Annotated in this window: 9 protein-coding genes; 4 read left to right on the top strand and 5 right to left on the bottom strand. The window is 53.1% G+C overall.

All coding sequences use genetic code 11. The annotated features are described in order from the left end of the window. Nucleotides 1–121 precede the first annotated feature (121 nt). Nucleotides 122–907 carry a sulfite exporter TauE/SafE family protein gene (locus D9N13_RS18405; protein ID WP_290593016.1) on the top strand — a complete coding sequence of 262 codons (786 nt, stop codon included), beginning with the start codon at nt 122–124 and terminating at the stop codon, nt 905–907. On the opposite strand, the gene D9N13_RS18400 is transcribed toward D9N13_RS18405, so the two are convergent. Next, nucleotides 888–1,412, bottom strand: a complete 525-nt coding sequence (locus D9N13_RS18400; RefSeq protein ID WP_290593014.1) for a universal stress protein — start codon at nt 1,410–1,412, stop codon at nt 888–890. The two genes, D9N13_RS18405 and D9N13_RS18400, sit on opposite strands and share 20 nt — an antisense overlap. Nucleotides 1,413–1,695: 283 nt before the next feature. Between D9N13_RS18400 and D9N13_RS18395 the strand changes: the two genes are divergently transcribed. After that, the gene (locus D9N13_RS18395) at nt 1,696–2,187 is read left to right on the top strand and encodes a hypothetical protein (protein WP_290593012.1); all 492 of its coding nucleotides are present in this window, start codon (nt 1,696–1,698) and stop codon (nt 2,185–2,187) included. 18 nt (nt 2,188–2,205) lie between these two features. Here the strand turns inward: D9N13_RS18395 and D9N13_RS18390 are convergent, their stop codons facing one another. From D9N13_RS18390 to D9N13_RS18380, 3 genes are read right to left on the bottom strand one after another with little or no spacing between them, the layout of a single operon-like run. After that, nucleotides 2,206–3,117: a 5'-nucleotidase gene (locus D9N13_RS18390; RefSeq protein ID WP_290593010.1), complete on the bottom strand. Its 912-nt coding sequence runs from the start codon at nt 3,115–3,117 to the stop codon at nt 2,206–2,208. After that, a complete protein-coding gene (locus D9N13_RS18385; RefSeq protein ID WP_290593008.1) occupies nt 3,117–6,464 on the bottom strand; it encodes a UvrD-helicase domain-containing protein in 3,348 nt (1,115 codons plus the stop codon). Before D9N13_RS18385 ends, D9N13_RS18390 begins: the two co-directional genes overlap by 1 nt. After that, nucleotides 6,451–9,120 carry a PD-(D/E)XK nuclease family protein gene (locus D9N13_RS18380; protein ID WP_290593006.1) on the bottom strand — a complete coding sequence of 890 codons (2,670 nt, stop codon included), beginning with the start codon at nt 9,118–9,120 and terminating at the stop codon, nt 6,451–6,453. The genes D9N13_RS18385 and D9N13_RS18380 overlap by 14 nt, the downstream gene beginning before the upstream one ends. Nucleotides 9,121–9,276: 156 nt before the next feature. Between D9N13_RS18380 and D9N13_RS18375 the strand changes: the two genes are divergently transcribed. Next, nucleotides 9,277–10,344 carry a 3-deoxy-7-phosphoheptulonate synthase gene (locus tag D9N13_RS18375; protein WP_290593004.1) on the top strand — a complete coding sequence of 356 codons (1,068 nt, stop codon included), beginning with the start codon at nt 9,277–9,279 and terminating at the stop codon, nt 10,342–10,344. 45 nt (nt 10,345–10,389) lie between these two features. Here the strand turns inward: D9N13_RS18375 and nfuA are convergent, their stop codons facing one another. After that, complete coding sequence (gene nfuA, locus D9N13_RS18370; protein WP_290593002.1) at nt 10,390–10,986, bottom strand: Fe-S biogenesis protein NfuA; 597 nt, start codon at nt 10,984–10,986, stop codon at nt 10,390–10,392. Nucleotides 10,987–11,196: 210 nt separating this feature from the next. Between nfuA and metH the strand changes: the two genes are divergently transcribed. After that, nucleotides 11,197–14,883: a methionine synthase gene (gene metH / locus D9N13_RS18365; RefSeq protein ID WP_290593000.1), complete on the top strand. Its 3,687-nt coding sequence runs from the start codon at nt 11,197–11,199 to the stop codon at nt 14,881–14,883. Nucleotides 14,884–14,896 lie beyond the last annotated feature (13 nt).

Below are 14,896 nucleotides of genomic sequence, written 5' to 3'. Positions count from 1 at the left end.
AAAATATATTCCTTTGCAGAATAGGACAGAATGGATAAATTTACCAACCTCAAAACTTCAGATTGTTAAATTTTTTTCTGTTATTGCTGTTTAAACTTAGAAGAGATTGCCGGCGGCGTCTATGGATTTGGTTGTATACATATTAGCGGGCGCAGCGGTGGGCTTTGCCGTTGGGGTTACCGGTGTCGGAGGTGGCTCATTGATGACCCCTCTGTTGCTGCTGTTCGGCTTTCCGCCTCATGTGGCCGTTGGCACTGACCTCCTCTACGCGTCCATTACCAAAGCAGGTGGTGTGGTGGTGCACAAGCGCCAGGGCACCATACGCTGGAACATCGTATTTTATCTGTTTGCCGGCAGCCTGCCGGCCAGTCTAGCCACGGTGTATGTCCTGCACAGCTATTTCCCAGATTCTGAATCCTATGGCCATGTGCTGACCTCCATGCTGGGCATCATGCTGATTCTGACCTCTATTGTGCTGCTGTTTCGCAAAAAGATACTGTCGGAATCCCACGAGCACAACAAATCCGGGATTCTTGCGCACCTGCAACATCATTCTCCCCGCTATACCTGGGCCATGGGGGTTTTACTGGGAATCATGGTAACGCTTTCCTCGGTGGGCGCGGGTGCCTTCGGCGCGGCCGTGCTTCTCCTCCTTTACCCCCGCCTGCCTTCCATCAACGTCGTGGGCACCGACCTGGCCCATGCCGTACCCCTGACGTTGGTGGCGGGTACCGGACACCTGTTTTTAGGTAACGTGGATTTCTATCTGCTGGGTGCCCTGTTGGTAGGCTCTCTGCCCGCCATTTACGTGGGAACCAAGGTGGCCACCCGTCTCCCGGAGAAGTTTTTACAGCCCATGTTGGCCAGCATGCTGCTGGCTCTGGGTGTCAAATACGCGTTTTTCTAAGTTGTTGCTGATTTGGACGTATTCCTACCGCGGTGGTGGGCACCAGGTAAATGGGAATATGGGATAGCTGCAATACTTTCGATGCCACCGAACCGATGGCGGTGCTGTTATCCGATTGGTTGCCGTGGGTGCCCATCACAATCAGATCCGCATCAACGGCCCGTGCGGTTTCGAGAATCACTTCACAGGCCTCCCCATCCAGCACCAAAACATCCTGTATACAGGTCTTGGCTTCGCTGCGATCAATAAAGTCCTCCTCGAACGCCTGCCTGACCCTGGCGCGGATGGTGGTCATCACGGCTTCGTAGCCATGCAATCTCAATGCAGCCTTATCTTCCTGGGGTACATAGGTTTCCAGCAGCGCACCGGCAAAGACGCTTACCGGTTCCACCGCGTGAATAACCGTGACCCGGGCGCTGTGTTTGTTTGCGAGCTCACACACGTGCTCAAGAATATAGGGGCCATACAGCCCGAGATCGGTAGCATACAGGATGTTGTTTAACATTAATTAACAAGACTTCAACGGCAGAATGTACGTTCTTTGACCATTTTTAAATCATAGCAGGTGCTCCTGTCTTTGCCTGAATTGATTCACTCTAAATAACTGGAAAAGAAGAAGTAAATTCAGTTAGGCGCAGCTAAAAACGGTGGCTTGAAATTGTGCGCTGAAAAGCGCGAAGTGGTCCGCATTCCCGCTATTACAAATTGGTTTAGTTTGGGTTTGGTGACTACTTTTTAAGTATTCAAATGGACGCAGTTTCAATAACGTATTAGGTAGTCGTTGCAGTATGAATGTGCATGGTTTCTGGAAAGGTTTGATCGCGGGCGCAGTGTGCAGTGCGTGTATTGCTTCTGTTGGAGCGAACGCCGCCGAGATCGAAGCCCATGGCATCCGACTGACAGAAGAACAAAGCCACCTGTTAAACGGTTACCATCCCCCTGCCCGTGCCAATTATGACATGCACGGACTCATGCCCAACCCGGGCATGGCGATCCCTTTGGTTGCACTGAAATTTACTGCCGAGACCAACCTGATGAAAGGCAACGCACTTGAGTTGGGGGCAAATTATCGATCCTGGCGCATTGATCCTCTCTCGGCGGAAATCGATGTAACCACAGTGGGCACCACGTTCACAGTGCAGGCCGGATCGCTGCCAACCCCGCTGCTGAAGGCCCTGGATTTCTCCAGCGCCATTCGGGAAAAGGTCGAACTGTGCCCGGAAAAGATCATTGATAAAATGGTCATCGATGGCGCAGTTGGGTTCAACTACAGTTGGTAAGCGCACAAATCGGCTGAACTACTTTGCCTGATTGGCAACGCCATGGGGAACGTGGCCGGCTGCCACATGCTCACTGGCAGACACACAATGCCCTTCCTGATCATCAAAGAACACATCTGCACCAAAGGCCTTAAGAAAGGCGCCCTTATCCAAACCACCCAGGAACAGGGATTCATCAATCCTGATATTCCAGTTACGCAACGTGCGTACGACTCGCTCATGGGCTGGCGCGGAACGCGCCGTCACCAGAGCCGTACGGATGGGGCAATCTTCCTCCTTGAATTGCGCCTGCAGATTATGCAACGCCTGCAGGAAAGGCTTGAACGGCCCGCCGCGCATCGGCGTTTTGGCGGCCGCTCTTTCTGATGCGGTAAACGCTTCCAGCCCCTGGCTTTGATATATCTGTTCTGATTCATCGGAGAACAACACCGCGTCGCCATCAAACGCGATTTTCAATTCAGTGGCCAGGTTCTTCTGTGTCGCTTTGCTGGGGGAAATAATGCTGGCGGCGGCATAGCCATTTTCAAGGGCGTTGCGTACATCCTCAGGGTTGGTGGACAAAAACAAGTGGGCGCCGAAGGCTTCCACGTACCGATAGGGGCTCTTGCCACCGGAAAAGGCCGCACGGGTAATAGGCAGCTTCCAGTTTTCTATGGCATTGAAGACCCTTAAACCGGTATCCGCAGAATTGCGTGACAACAGAATTACCTCGACACCGGTTTCACCGGAAACCATATCGTTGATGGCCAGCAGCTTCTTAACCAGTGGATAAGCCTCCCCGGTTTCCAGAGGCGTGTCCTCATTGTCGATTTGATATTGACGGTAGGCCTCAAGGCCCTGCTCCCGGTAGATTCTGTGGCTCTCCGACAAGTCGAACAGTGCGCTGGAGGACGTGGCAATAACCAATTTGCCATCGAAGGTTATGGGCATTAAATGGCTACCTCTTCCAGATGATCAATGAGTGGAAAATACAGGAACAGTTTTGTTGGCAACGGATGCTCTGCATTCAGCGCAGAGTGGTATCCCAGCAACTGGCTGCGATATTGACCCACCTGCTGTTGCAAAAATTCAGTCAGGTCATTTTCCGGTTCAGAAAGTTTATAGTCAATGATATAGCGGGTGCCATTTTCCACAAAAGTGCGATCCACAATGAATTTCTCTATGGGCTTATCCGTCTGATTACGCATGATCGAAAACTCTGCAGCATCGTGGGATTTGGGCGCCTGGAAGAGCCATGCGCCATGCTGCGACCGTTGTATCTGAGTCACGGCCCGAGTGACGATATCCAGTGCCTGTGGAATGTCTGGTGTTTCAAGTCCCATGCGACTGAGTTCCTGGGCCCAGGTATCCGCCAGCTGCGCCGGATCCAGGGTTCCATAGAGAGACGGGCGCTTAGCCATTGCTTCCAGTATTGCATGGGTGAGAGTACCTGCATGGCGCCTGATCTGAGAGCCTGATTCCACTTGCTCGATGGTAGGCGCATCATGGGGTTCAGGTTGGGCGGCAACCGCTGGCCCGCACCCCGTTTGCACAGCGTCAAGGAAGGCACTGGTGGCTGAACGGAAACAACGGTAGGCAGGTGTTTCCGTTTGGGGTTCAACATCGATCCGCTGATATAACAGATCGGAAATCCGGGGGATCAGGAAAGCCAAAAGGCTTTGCCCATCCGGCGCTTTCAGATCCCCGTCATCCTGTTCCACGCAAGCGCTGAGCAATAAGCGTTGCTTCGCGCGGGTACAGGCTACATACAACAAGCGAGCGGCTTCGTTACGAAGCCTTTGCCGCTGCAGGCGCCATAGATACGCGTATACCGTACTATCGTTTTTCTCATGCCTTAACTCAAACGGCGCCAGAAAAAGTTCCTGCTGCTCCGCGACTTGGGCGGTTTGCTTATCCAGCAGAATTAAGGGCTTATCGTCTGCTCGCGGTTTGCGATGCAGTTGCGGCAGAAACACACTGTCGAATTCAAGCCCTTTGGATTTATGCATGGTCATGACCTGAACCACCCGGGTACCCACCGGGTGGATCTCGGGAGGAACAAACAGATCATCCAGCTTTTTGCGCAAGGCCTGAAAATCCGGAATATCGGCAATGGTATCGATGGTATCAAGCAAACCAAAAAACAAATCAATTGATTGCAGGTCGGCTTTATTCCGGGCAGAAGCCGGAATGCCCAGTTGCAGTACGATGGAACGCAGGGCGTGCTGCCATTCCGACCGGTGTCGGTTAAGGTAAGCGTTCTGATAGACCGCTCTGATATGTTTAAGCTTGCTGACGGTAAGATCGTTTTCCCAGGGGCAGTCCTCAAGTTTCTGCAGCGCATTCCAGGGCACGCTATCCAGGTTGTTCAGCGTATCCAGTTCTTTCAAGGTTAAGCCCAGCCAGGGGCCCCGCAGCAGGGCAAACCAGGAGACCTTGTCGTTAGGTGAAAGCAATGCGCGGGCGGCAGCCAGCAAATCGCTGATGATCTGACTTTGGGACAATGATTCTATGTCCACTGCCTGGTAGGGAATACCTGCATTTTTCAGATGGGGTACGATGTGGCCCACATGAGATTTGCCCTTTACCAGAATCGCAACGCTCTCCTGCCGGGGTAGATCTTTGATCTGCTCGCAGATCCAGTGTGCCTCTTCCACATCGGCGGACGCTCGTTGATTTTTTTCATGGCCGAAGAGGGTAACGGAAACCGCATCAGCCGGCTTGGCATCCTTACTGGCAACAGATGCGGAATACTGTACTGCCCCCGTTCTGGTGTTGGCCGCCGCGGGAAAAATACGCTTAAAAACTCTGTTTACCCAGTCAATCACGGTTGCCGAGGAACGGAAATTGGAGGTCAGGGTTAGCGGGATTAAATTGATACTGCCAAGCCTTTGCGAGCGCCAAAGCCGCAGAAAGAGCCCCACGTCGGCTTTCCTAAAGGCATAGATCGATTGCATTGGGTCGCCCACCAGGAAGAGTGTGCGTCCATCGTTCTGCTCCCATCCCGACGTGAGTCGGTCCAGCAACTCAACCTGAACAAAGGAGGTATCCTGGAACTCATCGACCAGAATGTGTGATATCTTGTTGTCCAACAACAACGTAACATCGGATGGCATGTCCCCGGTGCCAAGGGTCATAAGAGCCGATAACGCTACTTCATTGAAGTCAACGCTGCGTTGGCTCTGGAACACCAGTTTTAAATGGGCTGCGGCATAGCGCATGATCTGTAACACGTCATCCAGCAATTGCCACTGTTCCGGGCTGAGGCTTGCGTGGGGCAGATTGACAAATTCCTGAACGCTTGCGATACCGGGCTCACCACTGCGCTCCAGTTGCTCAACCAGCTGCTTGACACGGGCTTTGTATTCTTTGGCCAGTTTTTTTTCCGCTGCGTTATCACCTGTAGGAAATCCCTCATTCTTGGTGAAGCGTGAGCGCGGTTGAAGTTGACCGGTGAGCAGCAGTTTCAGTTGCTCCTTGGTGTGCTCGAACTCCCCTTCCACGGTATCAAGCAAAGGATGCGTCAGGTTTTGCGCCCGCAGTTGATTCTTGGCATAAATGCAGATTTGCTCCAACTCGGGAAAGAAATCGGGATCGAAATGAGCTTGTACCAGCTCTAATCCATCCTGGTTCAGATTGGCAAGGGAGTGTTCCAACAAAGCCCTGAACTGATCCATGTTGCCATGGACGGCACTGACATCCGCCAGCCAATGATCACGCTGAGCAAGCATCTGGATCACCAGATTGCTTAACTTGGTAAAGTGATTGTCAAGGTTACCCAGCACCCGGCGCAATGCCTTACCCAGCTCATCCCCTGCATCCAGGGAGGCAAGTAACTCTCTGGCAGCCTCGGTGTAGAGTTCCGTTGGGTCTTCGGCAATTGAAAACTGAACCCCCAATCCGGACGCCAATGGCCGGTTCTTGACAATGCCGCTGCAAAAGCTATCGATGGTAAGCAGGCGTAGCCGGTTTTGATTCTGCTTCAATCCCCAGTTGTGTTCACGGTCTTTGGCCAGCACCTGATTGCCTAATGTATAAAACTGAAGTTCGTACGGGTTTTCCGGCGGCGGCCCTGCAGCCAGTTCCAATGCCTCCATCACTCGCACCCGCATTTCCGCGGCGGCTTTTTTCGTGAACGTGATTGCCAGAATTTCTTCAGGCTCCTCCACAAGAGCCAATAACTTGAGTATGCGTAACGTCAACACACCGGTCTTGCCGGAACCGGCCGGCGCCTGAACAATAAAACTGTTGGTGATGTCCAGTGCTTTATCCCGTTGCAGCTGATCACTCACGGTCACGGTGTTGCTCCTTGATACGACAAACTGGTGACAGGTGACAATATTGGCAAACCTGGTTGTTCAGCGGTGTCACACTGGCAACACCCTGCTGATACTCCAGGGCCAATTGTTCCAACGTTTGACGCCATTCCCCAACTTGATCTGCCCACCCTGCTGTGGGGCTCTTTACGGTGCGCGCAGCGCGCTCGGTAAACTGCACGTTATGATCCTGCAGCCCTTGCCACTCTGCTTTCTCAGGGCGGATAATGCCGAAATAAATCCCTTTTGTGTGTTCAGGGTTGATCAGTGCGTAAAGTGGAAGCTGGGGCTCCTCTGGCCTTGGCCCCAGCCATGAGGCTGTATTTTTTATACCGGTTTTATAATCAATAATGGCGCGACTGCCGTCTTCGAGTACATCAATGCGGTCAACCGTCAATGTCAATTCCATACCCGCCAGGGAGACGGTCTGCCGCTTCTCAATATTTTCCACCTTGAACGGTGCTCTTGTTAGCTCCGCGTTGCGCAGCCACTGGTACACGGATTGAAAGGTGCGTTCCCGCTCCAGTTGGTAAAGCGCTTCCGGTTGCAAATACGTTTCCTGCCTGAAACGCGCCATTTCACCATCCAGGATCTGATTGAGCACGCTTTGCAGCTCGTTGTCCCGTGCGATGAGCTGAGCCAGCCCGTGGTAGTCGGTAATCTCACGCCAGAATGACTCCAACACTCGGTGCACCAGCGAACCGCGGTCACTGGCCTTGATCCCTTCCTGCAGATTGTCTTCAGAGCGGATTCCCAGACGGTATTCTGCATAGGCTTTAAAGGGGCACAGTGACTGGGCCTGAATGACACCACTGCCGCCCCTACTGGATTGCGATTGCAGTTCGGTGCCCAGATCATCACCCGCATCCACTGACAGCAAGCCGGCAAGCTGAAACCGCCGCTCTTCTTGTGACACAAAATCCATCCCTACCGTAAAGTCGGTGATCGGTGCGATGGGTTCAAGCAATGGTGACATCAAAAGCTGGGAGTCACCTTCATATTCTCCCCAACTGAACACCACCTGGGGTGCTGCCTGGGCAAAGCCGTCAAGAATGGTGCGGGCGTATTCCAGCTCCCGATCCGGGCCAGATCCGGGCATGCCGTAGCGACGCAAGGTACTGCGCGGCAGCAACGGGTTGGCTGACACCGGCTGGGGCCACTGTCGACTTTCACATTCACACACCCACAAACCATCGAAATTCATGGCCGCCGCTTCAAGAACGCCCATTACCTGTATTGGTGCAGTTTCGGTTTGGGGTTGGAAGGTGACCGCTTTCAACGCCTGGCTGACTTCATTGAGAAAGCCGGCATAGCGGATCGGGTCCATGATTGCATCCAGTTCCGTCAGTGACTGTAATGTTTCCTGAACACGCAGATTTACCTGATACGATTCACTGTCCAGGGTTCTTTCCTGCAACCATCCCAGCGCTGCCAAAATTCGGTTTAGCCAGACCAACCAATTTCGCAGTGATGTGGTTTGCCCCCGTTGAGCAAGTGTCCTGTCACTGACCTTGAACAGAGGAATCGGTTCGGCTTCGGTGGGCGAGTTGCTCGCTGAAAACACTTTCCATAATTCATGGACGATGCTCCAGTTCAAAAATGCCCGGTTCTTGCTTCTTAACCAGACGATGAAGGCGTCGCGCATCTGGAAGTGCTGGACTCCACCGGAAAAAAACGGGCTCTTTAGCAGGACTTCCCATTCAGCCAGCCGCAAATTACCCCCCAACGCCTTTAACATCAACAACAGATGGCTACACAGAGAAAACGACGACAGTGGCTGACCTGCAGTGATATTTATAACGTGCCGCCAATCGTCCGCTAACCGGTCCGGGTACGCTGCCACCAAATCAGCACAGAGTTTTTCCAGATGCAGCCGTTGATGCTGCAGGTTCGGAATGACAATGGCAAAACGCTTCAGGGGCCAAGCAAAGTGCTGCTGCACAGCCCAGGACAGCGCGGCTTTGAACTGCGCCCCATAGTCAACGAAGGATAATGTTCCGCTGTGCCCCTGTTGTCGGTGTTGGCCACTGACGCAGACTTCTATTCCGGCCGCTGTCAGGGCGGATTCAAGGTGTGTTAGCTGCGGCTCCTGCAGATCGTTGAAACCATGCAGAAACACCCGTTCAGCCTCGCATAAGTCCGTTCCCCATCGATCGTGAATCAGGCGGGGCAATCCCGCCGGGTCGATCCAATGGTGCTCGCGAAGATCCTCCAGGAATTGCTGGTGGGCGGCGGCAAACACACGGTTTTCTTCAGACTCCCCGAGATTCCAGTCGGTGCTGGGCAGGTGCCACCGACAAATGAGGGTACGTGCCTGCTGGCAGAGTTGAATGAGCCCTTCCAGGTGATTGGGCTCAGCAACAACATCCGTCAGATGTTTCTGCCACAACGAGCGGACTTGAAGCGGCGAGAGCAGTCGCGGTAAGGCTGGGTTGCTCACCAGCGCCAAGCGGTTGTACTGTTCCAGAAACCAGCTGTCCAGGGGTTGGGTACGCAGTGCGTGCCATGTTTTGAGGCGCTGTCGGGTACGCTGAATCTCATCGTAATCCCGTTGCAACCAGGCCGATAGCCGTCGGTTGGGGGTTAAAATGAGGTCACCTGGCCCCAACTGGGTGAGATCTAATGGTGTATGGGTCACGGGCCTATTTACAGACAAATTAAGGAAAACTATCGGATTAATGCAGATATTTTGCGATTTATACTGTCGAATCTATGCAACTGTCATCCCGATTGGGCTAGAATCGGTTACCTGTTCATGATACCTCAAAGCTAGTTTAAATAGGATCCAATTACAATGTCTGAAAACAGCGTCGACAACGTCAATGTTGCCTCGCAAGAGCTGCTGATCACGCCGAATCAGCTCAAAGAAGAAATACCTCTCACCGATAAGGCCCGTGCTGTCGTGGTCCAAGGTAGAGACGATGTGCGAAACATTCTGGATCGCAAGGATTACCGCCTGTTTTTGGTGGTTGGCCCCTGCTCCATTCACGACGTTGACGCTGCAAAAGATTATGCCCAGCGCTTAAAGAAACTGGCGGATGAGGTGTCGGACACTCTGCTGCTGATCATGCGTGTCTATTTTGAAAAGCCCCGCACCACGGTGGGTTGGAAAGGCCTGATCAACGACCCTTATCTGAATGACACGTTCAAGATCCAGGACGGGCTGCACATATCCCGCAAGTTGTTGGTGGACCTTTCAGAGATTGGTTTGCCACTGGCCACTGAAGCACTGGATCCCATATCACCCCAGTACCTGCAGGACCTGATCAGTTGGTCAGCCATTGGGGCGCGCACCACTGAATCCCAAACCCACCGGGAAATGTCCAGTGGCTTGTCTTCTGCTGTGGGCTTTAAAAACGGTACCGACGGTTCGCTCACCGTTGCAGTGAACGCTCTGCACTCGGTTTCCAGCCCCCACAGTTTTCTGGGTATCAACCAGGAAGGTCAGGTAGCCATCATCAATACCCGTGGTAATGCCTATGGTCATGTGGTGTTGCGGGGTGGCGGCGGCAAGCCCAACTATGATTCCGTCAGTGTTGCGCTGGCGGAAAAAGAGCTGGCTAAAGAGCAGCTTTCGCAGAATATCATGGTGGATTGCAGCCACGCCAACTCCAACAAGGATCCGGGCCTGCAGCCTTTGGTGATGGAGAACGTCACCAATCAAATACTCGAAGGCAACAAGTCCATCGTTGGTTTGATGATCGAAAGCCACATCAACTGGGGTAGCCAGAAGATAACCGATGACCACAGCCAGATGCAGTACGGCGTTTCCGTGACGGACGCCTGCATTGATTGGGAAACCACGGAAAAAAGCATTCGTGAGATGCACGAAAAGCTGAAAGACGTATTACCCGCCCGGTAAACAACAAAAGGCCCCGACAGGGGCCTTTTTCTTCTGGCGCAGACCCTACTTGAAGTAGGCGTTCTCTGTGACACTGTGGTCGGTTTCGTCCGTTACCCGTTTCAGTTGCGGCACTTTTTCCAGGAGGGTCTTCTCGATACCTTCTTTCAAGGTTACGTCCACCATGCCGCAACCCTGGCAGCCGCCACCAAACTTAAGTACAGCAACGCTGTCATCGTCCACCAACCCCACCAGCTGAACATTGCCCCCGTGGGAGGCCAGCTGGGGGTTGATCTCGCTGTACAGAATGTAATTTACTTTCTGCTCCACCGATGCGTTTTCATCGATCTGTGGCACCTTGGATTTGGGGGCGCGAAAAGTAAGCTGCCCTCCCATGCGATCCTTGGCGTAGTCTATGACGGCATCTTCCAGGAACGGTACGCTTTCTGCATCGATAAAGGCGTTAAACCCCTTTAACTCCAGCTTGGTGTCCGTGGGCTCCTCTTCGCCGTGCGCGCAGTAAGCCATGCAGCACTCGGCATGAGGCGTTCCGGGCCTTTCAACGAAAATCCGCACGCCCATCCCTTCGTTGTCCTGCTTGGACAGCAAGTCCAACAAGTACTCTTGTGCTGTGTCGGTTACGTTTATAAAACTGTCTGACATGGTAAAACCTTCAATACGTTGTGCGTTACTAGGATAGCGGGTAGGAACACTAAAACCAAGTACTGCACTCGGGTATTGGCAAAATGATGAAAAAATTCGCTGCCAATATGAAAAATAATCAATCCGGCTGTGCCCGGGAAGAGTGTGGCTTCTGCTACAATGGCGCCCCTTACCATCGTATCGTCAACATTCTAAGAGCCTGATTTTAAGATGAAAACCCTAGAAGATCGCCTTTCCAGCCTGCAAGCCGCGTTGTCCGAACGAATCCTGATACTGGACGGTGCCATGGGCACAATGATACAGGCCTACCAGCTTCAGGAACAGGATTATCGTGGCGATTTACTGGCAAATCATCACAAAGATCTTAAGGGAAACAATGATTTACTGACCCTGACGCGGCCGGATGTCATCGCTGCCATTTACCAAGCCTATCTCGATGTGGGTGCCGACATCATCGAAACCAACACCTTCAACTCCACCGCAGTGTCGCAGGCAGATTACGACCTTGAGAGCATGGTATACGAGCTTAATAAAGTGGGGGCGGAGCTGGCCCGGGTGGCTTGTGATGAGAAGACCCGGGAAACACCGGATAAGCCGCGATTTGTGGCCGGGGTGCTGGGCCCAACCAGCCGTACCTGCTCCATTTCCCCGGATGTGAACCGGCCTGAGTACCGCAATATTACCTTTGACGAGCTGGTGGACAACTACAGTGAGGCTACGCGGGGCCTGGTGGATGGTGGGGCTGACATCATTCTGATCGAAACGGTTTTTGATACCCTTAATTGCCGGGCCGCCATTTTTGCGGTGCGTCGTTACTTCCGCGAGCATAATGTGGAGCTGCCGATCATGATCTCCGGCACCATTACCGATGCCAGCGGACGCACCCTCTCCGGTCAAACCACCGAAGCATTCTACAACTCGATCATTCACGCCAAACCATTGAGCATCGGCTTAAACTGTGCGCTGGGGGCCGACCAGTTGCGCCCTTATGTGGAAGAGCTGTCCCGGGTGGCAGCATGCCGGGTCAGCGCCCACCCCAATGCGGGGCTGCCCAATGAGTTCGGTGCCTACGATCAAACCCCGGAGGAGATGGCACTGATCGTCAAGGAGTTTGCCACCAGCGGATTTCTGAACATTATTGGAGGTTGCTGTGGCACATCTCCCGAGCACATCAAGGCCATTGCCCAGGCGATGGAAGGTATAAAACCCAGGGTCATTCCGCAGATCAAGCCGGCATTGCGATTATCCGGGCTGGAACCCTTCAATGTGGATGAAAGCTCCCTGTTTGTGAACGTGGGTGAGCGTACCAACGTCACCGGATCCGCCAAATTCCGCCGCCTCATCAAAGAGGAACACTTTGAAGAAGCCCTGCAGGTAGCGCGGGATCAGGTGGAGAATGGTGCTCAGATCATCGACATCAACATGGATGAAGGCATGCTTGATTCCGAGCAGGCCATGATCACCTTCCTCAACCTGATTGGATCGGAACCGGATATCAGCCGGGTGCCGATTATGCTTGATTCATCAAAATGGGAAATTCTCGAGGCCGGGCTCAAACGCATTCAGGGGAAAGGCGTTGTCAATTCCATCAGCCTCAAAGAAGGCGAAACAGAATTTCTGGAACGGGCCCGCCTGTGCATGGAGTACGGCGCTGCCATCGTAGTCATGGCATTTGATGAGAATGGCCAGGCGGACACGGCCCAGCGCAAGCAGGAAATTGTCAAACGATCCTATGATTTATTGGTGGGCATCGGGTTTCCCCCGCAGGACATTATTTTTGATCCCAACGTGTTTGCAGTGGCCACCGGTATCGATGAACACAACAACTATGCAGTGGATTTCATCGATGCCTGTGCGTACATCAAACAGAACCTGCCCCATGCGCTGTCATCCGGCGGCATCAGTAACGTTTCATTCTCATTCCGCGGCAACGATCCGGTGCGCGAAGCCATACACGCGGTGTTTCTGTATCACGCCATTAAAGCAGGGCTGACCATGGGCATCGTCAATGCCGGACAGTTGGCCATTTATGAGGATATCCCCGGTGACCTGCGGGAGCGGGTTGAAGACGTGATCTTAAACCGGCGGCAAGATGGTACAGATCGACTGCTGGAGATAGCCGAGCAGTTTCGGGGTGAAGGTGGCCAACGAGTCAAAGAAGATGACGCCTGGCGCGATTTGCCCGTTAATGAAAGATTACAGCACGCATTGGTCAAAGGTATCACCAGCCACATTATCGAAGACACCGAAGAAGCACGATTACAGGCACAGCGCCCCATAGAAGTCATTGAAGGCCCTCTGATGGATGGCATGAACGTGGTGGGTGATCTGTTTGGGCAGGGCAAAATGTTTTTGCCGCAGGTGGTAAAAAGTGCGCGTGTTATGAAGCAGTCCGTGGCCCATTTGATTCCCTACATCGAAGCCGAGAAAGACGAGCACACCAAGGCCAAGGGCAAAATCCTGATGGCTACGGTGAAAGGGGATGTCCACGATATCGGTAAAAACATCGTCGGCGTCGTTTTGCAGTGTAATAACTTCGAAGTTATCGATCTGGGGGTTATGGTGCCCTGCGATAAGATTCTGGCCGAAGCAAAAAAACATGAAGTGGACATCATCGGGCTCAGCGGGCTGATCACCCCATCGTTGGATGAGATGGTTCACGTCGCCAAGGAAATGCAACGCCTGGATATCCAGTTGCCGCTGCTGATCGGTGGTGCTACCACCTCCAAGGCCCACACGGCTGTAAAAATCGAGCCACAGTTCGATAAATGCCCTGTGGTCTACGTGGCCGATGCGTCTCGCAGCGTTAACATCGCTGCCAACCTCCTGAATGCAACACAAAGCTTGGCCTTACATGAAAAAGTGAAAGAAGAGTACGCGGTCATTCGTGAGCGTAACGCAAAACGGGGCAACCGAACCAAACTGCTGAGTTACGGTGCCGCCCAGGATAATGCCAAGCAGGTGGACTGGGAACATTATACCCCCCCTGCTCCTGCCTTCACCGGCGTCAAAGTGTTTGATCATTACCCTTTGCAGGAATTGGTTGATCGAATCGACTGGACGCCGTTCTTTATATCCTGGGAATTGTCAGGTAAATACCCCGCCATACTGCAGGACAAGGTTGTGGGCGAAGAGGCAAGCAAACTGTTTGCCGATGCCCAGGTCATGCTGCAAAAAATTATTGACGAAAAATGGTTGACTGCCAGAGCGGTAATTGGATTCTGGCCAGCACAGCGTATTGGTACCGATGACATTGCGCTGCTCAATGAAGATGGCTCTGAATTGGCCGTATTGCACCATCTGCGGCAGCAAACGGATAAGGCCAACGACCAACCCAATTTCTGTCTGTCTGACTTTGTCGCTCCTGCCGGCACCAAAAGGGATTATGTGGGCGGTTTTGTGGTCACCGCAGGGCACGGAGTGGATGAAAAAGTGGCGGAATTCGAGGCCAATCACGATGACTACAATGCCATCCTGCTTAAATCGCTGGCAGATCGCTTGGCCGAAGCGCTGGCAGAACGCATGCACGAGCGGGTTAGAAAGGAATTTTGGGGCTACGCCAATGACGAGCAGCTTTCCAATGATGAGCTAATTAAGGAAAAATACGCGGGCATCCGCCCTGCTCCCGGCTATCCGGCCTGCCCCGATCATACAGAAAAGGCAACATTGTTTGATTTACTCGACGCCAGCGAGAATACCGGCGTAGAACTAACCGAGCACTTTGCCATGTTCCCCACGGCGGCTGTGAGCGGCTGGTATTTCTCACACCCCGAATCGCGCTATTATGCGGTAGGTAAAATCAACCGGGATCAGGTTGAGGATTACGCCGACCGTAAAGGCATGGATCTGTCGGAAGCAGAGCGCTGGTTGAGCCCCAACCTGATCTATGACCCATAGAACCGGTCCCTGA

It is taken from the genome of Ketobacter sp. GenoA1 (genome assembly GCF_003671475.1).
Taxonomy (GTDB): domain Bacteria; phylum Pseudomonadota; class Gammaproteobacteria; order Pseudomonadales; family Ketobacteraceae; genus Ketobacter.
This window is presented reverse-complemented; position numbering and strand designations above follow the sequence as displayed.

Excerpts from the sequence above, each read along its gene's own strand:
- D9N13_RS18375 (WP_290593004.1), top strand. The coding sequence starts at position 9,277 with ATGTCTGAAAACAGCGTCGACAACGTCAATGTTGCCTCGCAAGAGCTG.
- nfuA (WP_290593002.1), bottom strand. The coding sequence starts at position 10,986 with ATGTCAGACAGTTTTATAAACGTAACCGACACAGCACAAGAGTACTTG.
- D9N13_RS18390 (WP_290593010.1), bottom strand. The coding sequence starts at position 3,117 with ATGCCCATAACCTTCGATGGCAAATTGGTTATTGCCACGTCCTCCAGC.
- metH (WP_290593000.1), top strand. The coding sequence starts at position 11,197 with ATGAAAACCCTAGAAGATCGCCTTTCCAGCCTGCAAGCCGCGTTGTCC.
- D9N13_RS18405 (WP_290593016.1), top strand. The coding sequence starts at position 122 with ATGGATTTGGTTGTATACATATTAGCGGGCGCAGCGGTGGGCTTTGCC.
- D9N13_RS18395 (WP_290593012.1), top strand. The coding sequence starts at position 1,696 with ATGAATGTGCATGGTTTCTGGAAAGGTTTGATCGCGGGCGCAGTGTGC.
- D9N13_RS18400 (WP_290593014.1), bottom strand. The coding sequence starts at position 1,412 with ATGTTAAACAACATCCTGTATGCTACCGATCTCGGGCTGTATGGCCCC.